A 14,717-nucleotide genomic window follows, 5' to 3' on the forward strand; every position below is an offset into this window, starting at 1 on the left:
AGTATATTATTTTTTAGAATGAACTTAGAACAACCTATATTAGCCCCAGAAGGTAGAATTGTAAAGCCAAGACCTAACTTAGGTATTCTTTTAGAAAAACATCTTTATACTCTTCAAATCTACCCTCAACCAAAGCTTCACGCGCACCTATTACCAAGTGTGTCAAAAAATAAATATTGTGTATAGATGCTAGTGTTGCTGCTAGCATTTCCTTTGCACGAAAAAGATGTGATACGTAGGCACGTGTATAATTTTTACAAGTATAGCAATCACATTTATTATCTATAGAGGTAAAATCTTCTACAAACTGAGCGTTCATAATATTGATCTTACCTTTCCGTGTGTACAAGGTACCATTTCGCCCGTTACGAGTCGGCAACACGCAGTCAAACAAGTCTATTCCACGCTCAATTCCCATGAGTAAATCTTCTGGCTCACCTATACCGAGCAAGTGTCTTGGTTTATGTTCTGGTAAAATTTTTGTCGTCCATTCTACAGCACTTTCCATATCTACTTTTGCAAAAGATCCACCAATCCCAAATCCATCAAATTCACAACCTTCTTCTGTTTTCATTTCACTTAAAACTTGTGCAGATTTTTTACGTAGATTTTCAAAACGCGCACCTTGAACAATCCCAAACAGAGCTATTTGTTTTTTATTTTCAGCTAGGAGCTTGTGATGATGAATCAGTGAACGCTTTGCCCAAGCATGAGTTCTGTCTAAAGACTCTTCTTGATACCTTTCAGTCTCTGTTGGAGACGTGCATTCATCAAAAGCAAATATCATATCTGCTCCCAGATTGTGTTGGATTTCGATTGAGCGCTCTGGTGTAATGTAGTGGAGCGATCCGTCCAAGTGTGATCTAAAAGAAACTCCATCGTTTCCAATAGAAGCCAATCTTGGTAATTCAGAATCTATAGAACGTTCTGCTATTTGTAAATTTGGATCAGTGATTTTAGTAATCTTTGAAATATCTTTTCCATACGCAGCTCCAAGTGAGAAAACTTGGAATCCCCCAGAATCTGTCATTGTAGGTAAGGACCAATTCATAAACTTACCCAAGCCTCCAGCTTTTTCTACAAGCTCGTCTCCTGGTTGCAGATACATGTGATAAGTGTTTGCGAGTGCCACCTGCACACCTGCATCAATCAACATTTCTGGTGTTAATGCTTTTGCAGTACCTTTTGTTGCCACTGTAACAAAAGCCGGGGTTTTTATTTCCCCGTGCGGAGTCTTTATAACACCTGCGCGCGCAAGACCATTTTTACTTCGAGTTTCTATGGAAAATGAAAATCCGTTCATAATTTATTTTTTTATTTCAATATATTTCAAATATCGTACGTTTACCGGACTGGTTAATAGAATTCTTTGAAAAGGATCTCTCGGGTCAGATATAACACTAGATACAACAGCAACAGGAATGCTACTAATTGAGGGGAGCGACGCAAATGTCCCAATTGGAATAGAAACATCTCTTGGTAATATTGCTTCAAAATTCTGTCCTCCACGACCCACTAAATCTACAGACAAATTAGAATCAGATAAAACGACATTGGTTAAATTTTTTGATTGTGAATATAAAGTAACTTTAGATGTAGAATTGTAAACTTCTGCAACAAAACCAATCGGTATGTTTCCATAGGCAAAAACTTTATCTCCGACAACTACGCCATTGTTTTGTCCCTGATCAATTACAAGTGTATCGTATGGACTCTGTGGTGGTCTCGAAAGTATGACAGCAAGCAAGCCAATATTTGACTGACTAGAACGTCCAAAAATTTCAAGGAGTGAATCGGTCTCTTTTGCCTTTGCTTCAAGTTCAATCATAGTTGCCTGCATTGAAAGAATCTGGGAATTCAAAATTTCATTTTCTTCAATTAATTTATTTTTATTTACTTTTGAATCTCTAAAATTATTTACTGATGAGCTCACCCAATTCCCTGTCCTCCAAAAAGGAGTAGCCACCCAATCAAAAATCCCTCCTAGCGGAGACAGTGTTCTGGTTGTAGATAAAATAAAAACCAAAATAAATATAAAAACACCTGATGCAAGAGCAATCTTCTTGTTTCTTTTTCTTTTATTTAGGAGGTAATTCATCCTTTTGTGAATTTACTAATACCTGGTTATATAAAGACAAATCTTCAAGTACAATCCCAGCGCCTATTGCAACAGCAGATAGAGGGTCTTCTGCAGTATAAACTGGCATTTTCAAAACTGTCTGAAGTAGTGTATCGAGACCTTGTATTAGCGCACCGCCTCCTACGAGAATAATTCCTCTGTTCATAATATCTGACAAAACTTCCGGAGGGGTAGTTTCTAAAACTTCTTTTATCCCATCAATCAGTGCTCTAATAGATACTGCTATTGCCTCACGGACATCTGTATCAGTAACAACAACTTCACGAGGCAATCCTGTAACCAAGTCTCTACCTCGAACAGTTATTTCCATAAATTTTCCTGGCATAACTGAACCAATAGCTATTTTTACACTTTCAGCAGTTTTTTCTCCGATCAGTAATTTAAATTCATCTTTTAGATAAGTAACAATATCATTGTTCAGTCTATCTCCAGCCACATGAAGATTCTTGGATTTTACGATTCCACCAAGAGCAATAACCGCGATATCTGTAGTACCTCCACCAATATCTATCACCATAGAACCTACAGGGTCCATGATCGGTAATCTAATCCCTATAGCTGCAGCCATAGGCTCTTCGATTATATGGACCTCACGCGCACCAGCAGAACGAGCCGCGTCATATACTGCTCTAGTCTCAACATTTGTAATTCCCGAAGGAACCCCAATCACCACACGTGGACGCAAAAACTTCTTTGAAATTTTTTCAGCCTTACCTATGTGATAAGAAAGCATTTCTTCTGTAATTTCAAAATCAGAAATAACACCATCTATAAGTGGCCTTATAGCTCGGATATGTCCCGGCGTACGGCCCAACATTTCTTTTGCTTCAGTACCCACAGCAACAATCTGATTTGTTTTTGTATTTACAGCAACGACTGAAGGCTCATTGATAACAATCCCGTGACCTTTTAGATATACGAGAGTATTGGCGGTACCGAGATCAATACCGATATCGTTTGAAAGTGAGTTTTGAAACTTTTCAAACATATTATTTTATTTTTTCTATCACTTCTGAAAATGCGACCACGCTTCCCTTTTCTTCATTTCTTTTTTTAATCTCCACTCCACCATCTTTGATACTCCTATCTGATACAACAAGTCTATATGGAATACCAATCAAGTCTGCATCTGCAAATTTTTCACCCGCAGAAACACCGCTTCTATCATCAAATAAAACCTCTACATTGTTTTTATTTAAAATTTGATACAAATTTTCTGCCTGCGCTCTCGCATCCTCACTATCTCCAAGTACTAGTAGGTGCACACGAAATGGCGCGATTGATTCTGGCCAGATAATTCCTCTATCATCAGACAATACTTCAACGACAGTCCCCATTAGACGAGCTGGACCAATGCCGTATGAACCCATAAATGCAGACTTGCTTTCACCTGTTTCTGTTTGATACTTCAAACCTAAAGCATCGGAGAAGCGAGTGCCTAAAGTGAAGATGTTTCCTACTTCTACAGCCCTATTTTCAACCAAGGTGTCTTTTGATAGACCAAGGCTTTCTATAATCTCATCAGTGTAAACTTCTTTGTTTATAGCAATACCTTTGCTTTCGTCTACATATATAGTGTCTTCGCCCGCCCCTGTAATAGTCTGGAACTCATGAGAAAACTTCGAGAACATTCCTCCTGATGCAAAAGTCATATATGTAAGATGTCCGATTCCTGTGCGATTGAAAATATTCTTGTAAGCAACTTTCGAGCGCTCATAGAATTCATTGTGCTCAGCTTCGTCTTTTGAAAAAGAATATAGATCCTTCATCACAAATTCACGTGTACGCATAATTCCACTTTTAGCACGAGTTTCATTTCGAAACTTTGTTTGGAACTGATACACATATCTAGGCAGATCTCGATATGACTGAACAAAATCTTTCATCATGATAGTCATCGGCGCTTCGTGAGTAACACCAAGCCCGAGCTCTGTTTCGTTTTTCAGTTTTGTTTTAAACCAGACATCAACCTGATCATCTGCCCACTGGTTCGTAGGTTCCCATGTAGACTTCTCTTGAAGCGCAGTAAGAGTAATTTCTTGACCCCCAATTGCATTCATTTCTTCACGGATTATATTTTCAATCTTCTTCAAAACACGAAGTCCGAGTGGTAAGTAGCCGTAAACACCGGCCATTACTTTTTCTACAAAACCGCCCTTGATAAGAAGCTCTGCGTTCTTTGCAACCTCGTCCGCAGGGCTTTCCTTTTTAGTTTTAGTGAATAGTTGTGATTGCTTCATATAAGAGCCATCTTACCTTAAAATCGCCAATAAAAAAAGCCCCCGAATTGGGGGCTTTAAATTGTGAATATATTTTTTGTTTTAAAAATATTCAGATAGTATAGGGTATGAACTCAATTCTTCAAAAGGAGTATCATTCCTCTTGGCAGCGTATAATGTCTTACTTTGTTTCTTGTATATCTCCCAAGGTAAAGCGGTTTCACCGTCATCTGTAGAGATGAAATACTTGAATAAAAAATATACGGAAAACACTAAACCAGTAACCGATAACAAAATAAAAAAGATATCATCAGGTTTTTGGGATATCAGCAAAAATCCCGGCATAAAAATAAAAAACAAGTTTACCCAGAAAATATTCATTCTCTGTCTATAGTTTGTCTTTATAAGATTGTTTATTACTGCAAATTCAAATAACGTCATAATTTTTTTATTTGGTTCTCAAAAATCCCAAAAAGGAAGCTTTGAGAACCAAATAAAAAACAATATTTATAAGTATTTTATCATATTTTAGGATTATTGTCAACCCTTCCCTTTTTGTACAAAATACTGTATTATCAAGGGGTTCCGTGGAGGGGGCTTTTTCATTTAAAAGTCCAAAGCACCCTTTGTAAATAAGCTGGGAATGCTTAAAAACGGAGCAGTCGCAAGACATTTATAATTAACCATAGAATTAACTATGCAAAATCAAAAAGACACCATTGATGCGTTGTTTAAAGTTGGCGCACACTTTGGATACTCAAAGACGAGACGACACTCATCTGCGAAGAAGTTTATCTTCGGAACAAAAAACAAAGTCGACATTATTGACCTTGAGAAAACATACGTAATGCTCGAGGATGCAAAGAAAGTCATGCATGACCTAAAGGCTGGTGGAAAGATAATTCTTTTCGTAGGAACAAAGCCTGAGGCTCGCGAGATTATCCGTTCTACTGCTAGCTCACTCGGTATGCCATATGTAGCAGATCGTTGGGTTGGAGGACTTCTTACAAACTTCCCTGAAGTAAAGAAGCGCATCGCATATTTTGAAGATATCCGCACAAAGAAAGAAAAAGGTGAACTAGATATGTTCACAAAAAAAGAACGTCTTCTAATCGAAAAAGATTTGGAACGCATGACTCACAACTTTGGTGGTGTAGCAAATATCAAAAGAGTTCCAGATGCAATGTTTGTAGTTGACCCTAAAAAAGAGCACATAGCAGTTACAGAGGCTCTAAAAAGTGGTATCCCAGTTGTAGCTATAGCAAACACTGACTGTAATCTAAAAGCTGTAAACTTCCCTATTATTGCAAACGATGGATCACGAGGAAGTATTGAATACATAGTAAACACTCTAAAGGAAGCCTTAATTGATTAAAAAAATAATTAGTAGATCTTTTTAGAATAAATAAAATATGTCTATACAAATAACAACCGAAGAAGTTAAAAAATTACGTGACGCAACAGGAGTATCTGTTATGCAATGCAAAAAAGCTCTCGAAGAAACTGAGGGTGATATGGAGAAGGCAATAATGCTTCTCAAGAAGAAGTCTAGTGATATTGCAAGTAAAAAATCTGACCGTGAAGCGCTTGCTGGAATCGTGGTTATCAAGCAGACTAGCGGTAAAGCTATCATGCTTACACTTAACTGCGAGACTGATTTCGTAGCAAAAAACGATGACTTCATAGCACTAGCAAATAAATTGGCTGACATGGCAATCAACGAAGGAACAGAATCTGTGGTAGCAAAATCTGAATCTGAAATCAGTCCAGTAGTTCAAAAGATTGGTGAAAACATCAAACTTGGTGGAATAAAAGAATATGCAGGGGGTATCATAGGTTCATACACTCATAACGGCAAGGCTGGAGTTGTAGTGACACTATCAGGAGGTACAGAAGACCTAGCGCGCGATATAGCTATGCACATAGCAGCAATGAAGCCAGAATACACAGACCGAGAAAGTATTCCAGAAGAAAAGATTGAGCTCGCTAGAGAACTTTTCACAAAAGAAGTCGAAGAGAGCAACAAACCAGAAGATATGAAAGCAAAAATCCTAGAAGGCAAGGTTGATGCTTACTTCAAAGATCTAACTCTTGTGGATCAAACATTTGTTAAAAATCCTGAAAAAACAATTGGTCAACTTCTAAAAGAATCTGGGGATATAAAAATTCTTGGGTTTGATAGAAATAGTGTAATATAAAGAAATGATTGCATTGGTTATAATATTTTTTGTACTTTTAGTTACTAGTCTTGTATTCCTAATGTACAAGACAGGCCAAATCAGAAATGGTGCTTTACCTATGGAAAAAAAGCACGAATTTGGCGACAAAGACGGGTGGCTAAAACAACGCACAAAAAAATATATTAAAATAACTTCGATTGTAATTTCTGATATATTGTTCAGTATATTGGTCTGGTTTTTTAAAAACTGGGTAAGAATAAATAGAAAACTTTACAGATCAATAAAGAGAAGGTTCCCTGAAGTCGCTTATGTATTGGGTGAAAAACCAAAAATACAAAATATAAACGACACAGCACCCGCATCAAGCTTTATCGCAAACATAAGAGAACATAGAGAAACGATAAAAACTGCAAACGGAGAAACTAGAAGCGAAATTTCAGACACTTCAATCACTAGAATTGTAACACCTGTTCTAAGAGCTAGATTTGCAACAGAAGAACCGAAAAAAAAGACGCCTGAAAGTACGAAGTGATACAGCACTTGAAAAATAAAAATTAAACCTGTAGTATATAGAAGTCAAAATAGAAATACTTGATTCCCTGCGAGCCGGCTTAGCTCAGTTGGTAGAGCAACGGTTTTGTAAACCGTAGGTCCCCGGTTCAAGCCCGGGAGCCGGCTCATAGGGAGTGAAGTATTCTAAACAAAAAAACCTCGTAAATTAATTTACGAGGTTTTTTTGTTTTTTTGTATGAATATATCCTTCTTTCTTCAAGAGAGATACCTTCTTGTTCTTACCTCGATTATATTCACCTAGATCTCCATTGGATTTTATGACCCTATGACATGGCACCAGAGGATTGTAGTTATTGGACAAAATAGTACCAACCGCCCTATAAGCAAGAGGACTACCAGAAAGTTCTGCAACTTGCTTGTAGGTTAATACTTTTCCTTTTGGAATATTTTTAACTACCCTATAAACCCTATCTTTAAATTTTTCAGATCTATTGTCCACAAAAAACTAGATTGAAAAGTAATCCAAATCAATCATCCCTCCAAGAGTATTAACAGATATACTTACCTCAACAGTACCTTCTGAATACGGGGCAACCGCATATGGAGGAAATATGAATACAATACTATCATCAGTTACATAAAAACGTTCAAAATTTTCTATTGCTTGACTAGTACCTGCTTCTACCATATCTATATTAGCGTCTTCTCCTAGCAAATCTAATACAGCATCCTTAACAACTTCAGAAAGAGCGGGGATATATCCATCTTTTTTAAACAAATCATCCAACGTTACTGTTTTATTGTCGTCTTTCTTATAAGAAAAAGTTTTAGTATCTTCAAAACCATGAGCTCCACCAGTATATGTATAATTTTTAACAATATAAGTATTTATTTTTGCAGATTCTATAACAGAGTAATTTATATCCAAGATGTATTCCCCACTTGATAAACCGACTGAAACTGGCGCTACAAGCACTTTAAATGCGGCTATTGCGTCATCTATGTATATAGTGATGTCTTGGCTGTCTGTTTCTGGATAATTAGCTTTAATAGAGTAAGTTTCACCATCCTCCAAAAAGACCTTTGGGACAGTCTCGCCCATTTGTTCTTCTGTATTTTCTATCACAGGAGTACTATTATCTGTAAGATCAGGGCCGAATTCAACAAGACCAAATATAAATAGGCCTAAAAAAAGTATAAAAAATATTGGTAAAAATATCTTATTTTTCATATATATAAATATACCATACATATTTTGGTATAATAGATATATTAGTATTTAGATAATTTTTATGATCAAAGAATTCAAAGAATTTGCAATAAAAGGAAACATGCTGGATTTGGCTGTTGGTGTGGTTATAGGTAGCGCGTTTGGTAAAATTGTTAGCTCTTTAGTGAGTGACGTTATTATGCCCCCACTCGGATTACTTATAGGAAACGTAGATTTTTCAAAAAAAGTATTGGTACTCAGAGAAGCATCTGGAGACCTAGGAGCTGTAACATTGAATTATGGATTATTTATAAACAACTGTTTAGATTTTATAATAATCGCATTTTCAATTTTTATAATCATAAAACAAATAAATAGATTTAAAAGGAAGCAAGAATCTGAGGTTACAACAAAAGAGTGCCCTTTCTGTATATCTAGTATCCCTTTAAAGGCTACAAAATGTCGTGAATGTGGTTCAGATCAATAAAAAAACGAGGCTTTAGCCTCGTTTTTTTATTGGTTTTAATTATTTTCTTTATCCTCTTGTGAATCTTTGTCTATATCCTTTTCTTGATCTATCTTCATTTGCACTAATTCTGGTATAGCTTTTTCTATATCTTCTACACTTCTGTATCCAGTATAGAGTTTTCCATTTACAACAAGTGCCGGGAGCTTTGTATCCTCGACTTTATAAATCGACACCAAGGCTCTTAGTGCGGATAGGTCAGTATTGTAGTCAAAAGAATAGACACGAAGTCCAGGATAAGACTCTCGTAGTGATGTTAGGACATAACCTTGTCTTACACACTCACTACAATTCTCACTAGTTGTATAAAAATACAATACGAATACAGCTTCTGTGCCACATCTTTCAGAAATCTTCTTCATCAAAAGATAATCTTTTATCTCAAGCAAAGCATAATATTTTTTAAGACGATCAAGCTCTTCTGATTCACTAAAATTATTCTCTGTATAAGTTATTTTTTCTGCTAAAGAGTTCAACTCTTGAGATAAAACTGTTTCATCTACATCACTACAAGCAAGCTCTTCGAGCAATGAGAACTGTGTTTCAGAAGATAATATATCTATTGATATACTATCTTGAATAGATTTTATCTGGTTTATTTTTTTATTTGTAAAATAATTACTCAAAGATACCGCAACTATAAATATAGTTAGGGTTATAAAAAAAACGAGTAAATATTTTTTCCAATCAAGTTTATTGTTCATAATTTTATATAGCTCTACCTGGCTTACGTTCGCCTATCCAATTAGATTCTTTAGATACTATTGCGTTCCATATAGCTTTCAATATCCAAAACGGAGCAATAATACTGTACACAGTAACAAAATAAAATACATCCAAAGACAAACCTTTCTTACCAGCACCCATTCTACGTCCTAATATAAGAGCCATAACTATAAGGCTGTATAGAACAAAAGACATAAAAACTATACCTTCTGTATTTATAAAAAACCAATCAAAAGATCTAGGTGATACCGCACTTTCAAAGCCAACAGTATTCCACATAACAAGCTTCTTATTTATAAATTTAATTAAGTATGAAATCCAGATACTAGCTAGAGCTATAACTGACATTATAGATATAGCACCCGCAGGTAGAGTGAAGAAGCCCAAATTTCCATATTTCTTCTTAAAGAAAAGTCTTCTATAATCAAGAGTATTTTTTATAAAACCATATATCCAACGAAGTCTTTGTTTGTACAAAGCCTTCACAGACCTTGGGCTCACTGTATACACATAAGCATCTGGACAATGTTCTATCTTGTAACCAAACTCATGCATACGTAGAGCAATCTCTTGATCTTCTGTGTTGTGAGCTTTTTTATAAGGACCAATTTCATTGAATACTTTTTTTCTAAAAATAGAAAAAGGGCCAGGTGTAACATGTATACCACCTAAAAAGCCGAGCATTTTTTTCGTATATATTGCCATATCGTATTCTGCCTTTTGAGCTTTCTGGAGAATATTGTTTGGCTGATAGACAAGTATTGAAGGTGCAACAGCCATGGTCGCTGGATCATTAAAATACGTAACTATACGCTTCAATGCTTCTTTGTCTACAAAAGAATCTGCGTCTAAACCTCCAATCAACTCAGAGTCTGAATTTTCTATACCCCAGTTCATAGCAGTATGTTTTCCACCATTAACTTTACGGTGAATTTGTATCTGACTGTTCTTTGAAAATTTCTGCATTATAGACCAAGTACTATCTATACTTCCATCGTCCACAAGAATAATAGTTAATTTATTTTTTGGATAATCTAAAGCCAAAAGAGATCTAACTGTTTTGTATAGAGTTTTTTCTTCGTTGTAACAAGGTACAACAATACTGACCGAAGGATATCTTTTTAGGGCAATATCTTTTCTGCGAATAACAATATCCTTGCGTCTTTCTATGTATGTAACCAGAAAAAACACCTGCACGAACAAAGAGGCGAAAGAAAGGGTGTAAATTATGATAGTTTGGAGACTTGGAATTGAATCAAACATGTGGGCTAATATTAACATAAAAACACAGTTTTTTCAACATATTTTATTGGTTAGACGTTTGCATAATAATAGGCTACAATTATACCTATGACAAACGAAAATACACCACAAAATAAGAAAAATTTACTAACTTTACCTAGTGCTATAGTTTTGGCTGGCTTCCTGATAGCCATAGCTATATTTGCCTCAAATTCAAGCGGTCCAAAAACAAGTACAAACCCAGATCCAGAACAAGCATTTTTAGAAAATATTATAAATGACAAAAACACTGTGGAGGTTGCCCCCATAACTGAAAGAGACCACATAATCGGAAGCCCTGACGCAAAAATAGTTATATTTGAGTATTCAGACACAGAATGTCCGTTCTGTAAGAGATTCCACGGCACACTTCAACAGGTTGTAGAAAAATACGGAGAAGATGTAGCTTGGGTTTATAGGCATTTCCCTATCGAATCTCTTCATGCAAAAGCAGCAAAAGAAGCGGAAGCTACTGAATGCGCATGGGAGCAAGGCGGTAATGATATGTTTTGGAAATATATCGACGAAGTTTACAGAATAACACCATCAAACGACGGCTTAGAATCTAAAATGCTTTACACAATTGCAGAAGATATTGGTTTAGATAAAGCAGCATTTACAGAATGTTTAGACACTGGCAGATATGCTTCATATGTAGAAGAAAATCGTAAGGAAGGTGAAAATGCTGGAGCAAAAGGAACGCCTTACAATGTTCTTGTGGTAAAAGGTAAGACATATCCAGTCTCTGGAGCGCTACCACTTGATATGATGGAACAATTGATAGACAAGTTAATATAATTGAAAATAAAAAATATCCCGCTTGATGCGGGATATTTTTTATCTTATTAATCGAAATAGTTTTTAAGTCTAAGTATTTTATCGTTTTGACGTAACTTCTCATGAACCTTTGCTTCAATCTGACGAATACGCTCACGAGTTACCCCAAACTCTTGCCCCACCTCTTCTAAAGTGTGCTGTACCCCATCTGTAAGTCCATAACGCATCTCCAGAATCTTTTTCTCTTTCGGAGAAAGCTCATCTAGTACTTCGCGAATTTTATCTGACAATATTCTACGAGAAGACTCTTGATCTGGGCGCAATATTTTATCATCTGGAATAAATTCTCCTCTAGTAGATTTTTCATCATCGTCCCCTATTGGTTGTTCTAGAGAAATAGTTTCTTGGTTTATATTTTCAATAATATGAATCTTCTCAACATCAATACCCATTTCTGTTGCAATTTCTTCTGCAAGAGGTTCACGACCCAAGTCTTGAGACAATCTTCTTACAACTTGTTTGTATTTTGAAATTGTTTCAACCATATGCACTGGAATACGAATAGTTCGAGATTGGTCTGCAAGAGCACGAGTTATTGACTGACGAATCCACCAAGTCGCATAAGTAGAAAACTTATATCCTTTGGTCCAATCGAACTTTTCAACTGCCTTGAAAAGCCCTAGGTTACCTTCTTGGATCAAGTCTAGTAGAGTGAGGTCTGAACTACGACCAACATATTTTTTTGCAATAGAAACAACAAGACGCAGGTTTGCTCGAGCAAGTAAATTCTTAGCCTCAAGATCGCCTTGCTCAATTCTTTTAGCTAATTCTTTTTCTTCATTTGCTTGAATCAATGGATACTGACCAATTTCTTTTAGGTATATCTGAATAGAGTCATAAGAAGCATGATCCTTCCCATGCTTATATTCATTCTTATCTTTTGGACCATCTACATCAAGTAAATTTCCACCTTCTAAAATATCAATCCCCGCTACTGTGAATTTATCATACAGCTCATCTAAAAAGAGAATATTGTTCTCTATATCTGGAAAAACCTGTAATATCTCATCGTAAGTTATAAAACCTCTCTTTCTACCTTTTTCTATAAGTAAACTAGATTTTTGTTCTAGTACTAGAGCTTTCTTTTCAGCAGAATTGAGCTTCGTTCCAGCTGGACGTTCTTTTGGTTTTTTAGCCGCATTTGCTTTAGCGTAAGCAGCTTTACGAGTTGCAGGCGTAGAAACAACTGGTTCAGATTTTTTCGCAGTTTTTTTCTTCTTTGGAGCTGGTTTTTTTGCTTTTGGTTTTTTAACCGGAGCAACTTTTTTCTTCTTTTTGGCAGTTTTTTTACTCATGTTTATTTAAATTAATTATAATTGACTCTTAATCTCATCTATACGTTTTGATATCTTTTGACACTCTCCCAATGTTTCTAGCGCTAAAACTGAATCCTTGTCTATCTCACTTTTCTTTAAAACTATAAGTAATGCTTGAAATCTTTCTTCTAGTAAAACCTTTTCTAATTCCAGACAAAGGATTTTTATATCGTCTTTCAATGACTCCTTTGTTTGATAGAATATGTCCGACTCAAATAATATATCTTCTCTTTTATTTTCTGGTATTTTATCTAACTCTTCTGAAAGGGACGTGACTAGTATTCTTTGCCATTCTGTCTCCAGCTCTCCTATATCTACCCTAACATCTTTTCTGATTTTACCCATTATATATATACCCATCAATCGATCCACTATGCGGTCTTTGTTTGATTTTACCGAAATTTTCTGCACAAGGACAGTATTCGCACTAACTTTGTCCTTGTTTTTATTTTTAAGTAAAGATTCAACTTCTGATCTAATATCATCCTCTTTTGCATTCAAAGCCTGTGACATTTTTTGTATAAAATGACCACGCTCTAAATCACTTCCGATCATAACCAAATATGGAATCACTTCATTTTTTACTCTTTTCAATCTATCTCTTTCATCTTTTGTATTTTCAATTATTGACTCCAAGAAAAAATCTACCGGATGTTTAGCAGATTTTATAATCTCCTGCCAAGCATCTACGCCCTTATCTTTTATCAAACTAGCAGGATCATCTCCTTTTGGAAGTGTTAGTAATTTAACTTCTAGTCCCAATTCTATCGCAAGCTCAATCCCGCGCGCACCAGCTTTCAATCCTGCATTATCAGAATCAAATGAAAAATATATTTTATCTGTAAACCTATTTAGTAGATCCAAGTGATCCTTTGTCATAGCAGTACCACTAACAGCCACTATATTCTCTGTACCAGCCTGTACTGCAGCTAATAGGTCTACCTGACCTTCTACCACAACAACATACCCCTGACGTAAAATTGCCTGTTTTGCCTTACTATAGCCATACAATATACGAGATTTGTTGTATAAAACCGTTTCTGGTGAGTTCACGTACTTGCCCACATTTTCTGGCTCTTTAGTATTTGGTGGTACGAATATACGTCCAGTAAAAGCCACGGTGCGCCCTTGAGAATCAGTTATAGGAAACATAATTCTCCCTCTAAATCTATCAATATAACCATGCTCAGATTTTAGAACCAACCCAACCTCTTCCATTGTGTTTTCATCATATCCTTTTGATCTAAGGTACTTAACCAAAGAATCCCAATTAGGAAGAGCATATCCAACAGAAAAAAGTACTAAAGTATCTTCACTCAAACCGCGATCATACAAGTATTTATTTACATCCGCATTATTTTTACGATTTTTTTCATAAAAAAGCGCGGCCTCATTCATAACGCTATATAATTTTGAGCGTTTTGTTTTTTCGGAATCAGATTCACGAACAAGAGTAACCCCAGCTTTTTCAGCAAGATATGTTAGAGCATGAGAAAAATCAAATCCTTCTATCTCTTCGGTAAAAGTAAATATATCTCCTCCTTTTGCACATCCAAAACAATGATAAGTCCCTCTGCCGGGCGACACGAAAAACGAAGCAGTCTTTTCGTTGTGAAAAGGACATCTCGCTTTAAAGTACGTACCGGCTTTTTCTAGCTTTACATAAGAAGACACAACATCTACTATGGAAAGCCTTTCTTTTATTTGTTCAACTGGTGATATCATAGTTCACCTAAGTTCACGCTTTTTAAGTTTAAACGCACAATCAA

Annotated in this window: 16 protein-coding genes and 1 tRNA gene; 6 read left to right on the forward strand and 11 right to left on the reverse strand. The window is 35.9% G+C overall.

All coding sequences use genetic code 11. The annotated features are described in order from the left end of the window. Positions 1 to 73 precede the first annotated feature (73 nt). From tgt to IPJ63_00290, 5 genes are all read right to left on the reverse strand, one after another. The gene (tgt, locus tag IPJ63_00270) at positions 74 to 1,303 is read right to left on the reverse strand and encodes a tRNA guanosine(34) transglycosylase Tgt (protein QQR76695.1); all 1,230 of its coding nucleotides are present in this window, start codon (positions 1,301 to 1,303) and stop codon (positions 74 to 76) included. Between the two features lie 3 nt (positions 1,304 to 1,306). Next, entirely contained in the window at positions 1,307 to 2,098 is a 792-nt protein-coding gene (locus tag IPJ63_00275; GenBank protein QQR76696.1) for a rod shape-determining protein MreC, read from the reverse strand. Then, a complete protein-coding gene (locus IPJ63_00280) occupies positions 2,079 to 3,128 on the reverse strand; it encodes a rod shape-determining protein (protein QQR76697.1) in 1,050 nt (349 codons plus the stop codon). Before IPJ63_00280 ends, IPJ63_00275 begins: the two co-directional genes overlap by 20 nt. Position 3,129: 1 nt before the next feature. Then, positions 3,130 to 4,380, reverse strand: coding sequence for a prolyl-tRNA synthetase (locus tag IPJ63_00285; GenBank protein ID QQR76698.1), 1,251 nt, complete (start codon positions 4,378 to 4,380; stop codon positions 3,130 to 3,132). A gap of 81 nt (positions 4,381 to 4,461) precedes the next feature. Further along, positions 4,462 to 4,800 (reverse strand): hypothetical protein, encoded by a 339-nt coding sequence (locus IPJ63_00290; protein QQR76699.1) that lies wholly within the window; start codon positions 4,798 to 4,800, stop codon positions 4,462 to 4,464. Between the two features lie 256 nt (positions 4,801 to 5,056). On the opposite strand from IPJ63_00290, the gene rpsB reads away from it, so the two are divergent. From rpsB to IPJ63_00310, 4 genes are all read left to right on the forward strand, one after another. Beyond that, positions 5,057 to 5,734, forward strand: a complete 678-nt coding sequence (gene rpsB / locus IPJ63_00295) for a 30S ribosomal protein S2 (GenBank protein QQR76700.1) — start codon at positions 5,057 to 5,059, stop codon at positions 5,732 to 5,734. A gap of 37 nt (positions 5,735 to 5,771) precedes the next feature. After that, positions 5,772 to 6,557: a translation elongation factor Ts gene (gene tsf / locus IPJ63_00300; GenBank protein ID QQR76701.1), complete on the forward strand. Its 786-nt coding sequence runs from the start codon at positions 5,772 to 5,774 to the stop codon at positions 6,555 to 6,557. Positions 6,558 to 6,561: 4 nt separating this feature from the next. After that, on the forward strand, positions 6,562 to 7,071 hold the full coding sequence (locus tag IPJ63_00305; GenBank protein QQR76702.1) for a hypothetical protein: 510 nt from the start codon (positions 6,562 to 6,564) through the stop codon (positions 7,069 to 7,071). Positions 7,072 to 7,144: 73 nt separating this feature from the next. Continuing rightward, a tRNA-Thr gene (locus IPJ63_00310) sits at positions 7,145 to 7,217 on the forward strand. Between the two features lie 40 nt (positions 7,218 to 7,257). Here IPJ63_00310 and IPJ63_00315 read toward each other — a convergent pair. Beyond that, the gene (locus IPJ63_00315) at positions 7,258 to 7,551 is read right to left on the reverse strand and encodes an MGMT family protein (GenBank protein ID QQR76703.1); all 294 of its coding nucleotides are present in this window, start codon (positions 7,549 to 7,551) and stop codon (positions 7,258 to 7,260) included. A 6-nt stretch (positions 7,552 to 7,557) separates the two neighbouring features. Beyond that, a complete protein-coding gene (locus IPJ63_00320) occupies positions 7,558 to 8,283 on the reverse strand; it encodes a DUF3298 domain-containing protein (GenBank protein ID QQR76704.1) in 726 nt (241 codons plus the stop codon). Between the two features lie 61 nt (positions 8,284 to 8,344). Here IPJ63_00320 and mscL point away from each other — a divergent pair, with 61 nt between their 5' ends. Next, positions 8,345 to 8,749, forward strand: a complete 405-nt coding sequence (gene mscL / locus IPJ63_00325) for a large-conductance mechanosensitive channel protein MscL (GenBank protein QQR76705.1) — start codon at positions 8,345 to 8,347, stop codon at positions 8,747 to 8,749. A gap of 35 nt (positions 8,750 to 8,784) precedes the next feature. Here the strand turns inward: mscL and IPJ63_00330 are convergent, their stop codons facing one another. Both IPJ63_00330 and IPJ63_00335 read right to left on the reverse strand, forming a co-directional pair. Then, a complete protein-coding gene (locus IPJ63_00330) occupies positions 8,785 to 9,492 on the reverse strand; it encodes a hypothetical protein (GenBank protein ID QQR76706.1) in 708 nt (235 codons plus the stop codon). A gap of 4 nt (positions 9,493 to 9,496) precedes the next feature. After that, on the reverse strand, positions 9,497 to 10,795 hold the full coding sequence (locus IPJ63_00335) for a glycosyltransferase family 2 protein (protein ID QQR76707.1): 1,299 nt from the start codon (positions 10,793 to 10,795) through the stop codon (positions 9,497 to 9,499). Between the two features lie 69 nt (positions 10,796 to 10,864). Here IPJ63_00335 and IPJ63_00340 point away from each other — a divergent pair, with 69 nt between their 5' ends. After that, positions 10,865 to 11,593 (forward strand): thioredoxin domain-containing protein, encoded by a 729-nt coding sequence (locus tag IPJ63_00340; GenBank protein QQR76708.1) that lies wholly within the window; start codon positions 10,865 to 10,867, stop codon positions 11,591 to 11,593. A gap of 47 nt (positions 11,594 to 11,640) precedes the next feature. On the opposite strand, the gene IPJ63_00345 is transcribed toward IPJ63_00340, so the two are convergent. Both IPJ63_00345 and IPJ63_00350 read right to left on the reverse strand, forming a co-directional pair. Further along, positions 11,641 to 12,927, reverse strand: a complete 1,287-nt coding sequence (locus tag IPJ63_00345) for a sigma-70 family RNA polymerase sigma factor (GenBank protein QQR76709.1) — start codon at positions 12,925 to 12,927, stop codon at positions 11,641 to 11,643. Between the two features lie 15 nt (positions 12,928 to 12,942). Beyond that, on the reverse strand, positions 12,943 to 14,673 hold the full coding sequence (locus IPJ63_00350) for a DNA primase (GenBank protein QQR76710.1): 1,731 nt from the start codon (positions 14,671 to 14,673) through the stop codon (positions 12,943 to 12,945). Positions 14,674 to 14,717 lie beyond the last annotated feature (44 nt).

This window comes from Candidatus Nomurabacteria bacterium, from assembly GCA_016699365.1.
Taxonomy (GTDB): Bacteria; Patescibacteriota; Minisyncoccia; order Phycocordibacterales; family UBA9973; genus CAZLWF01.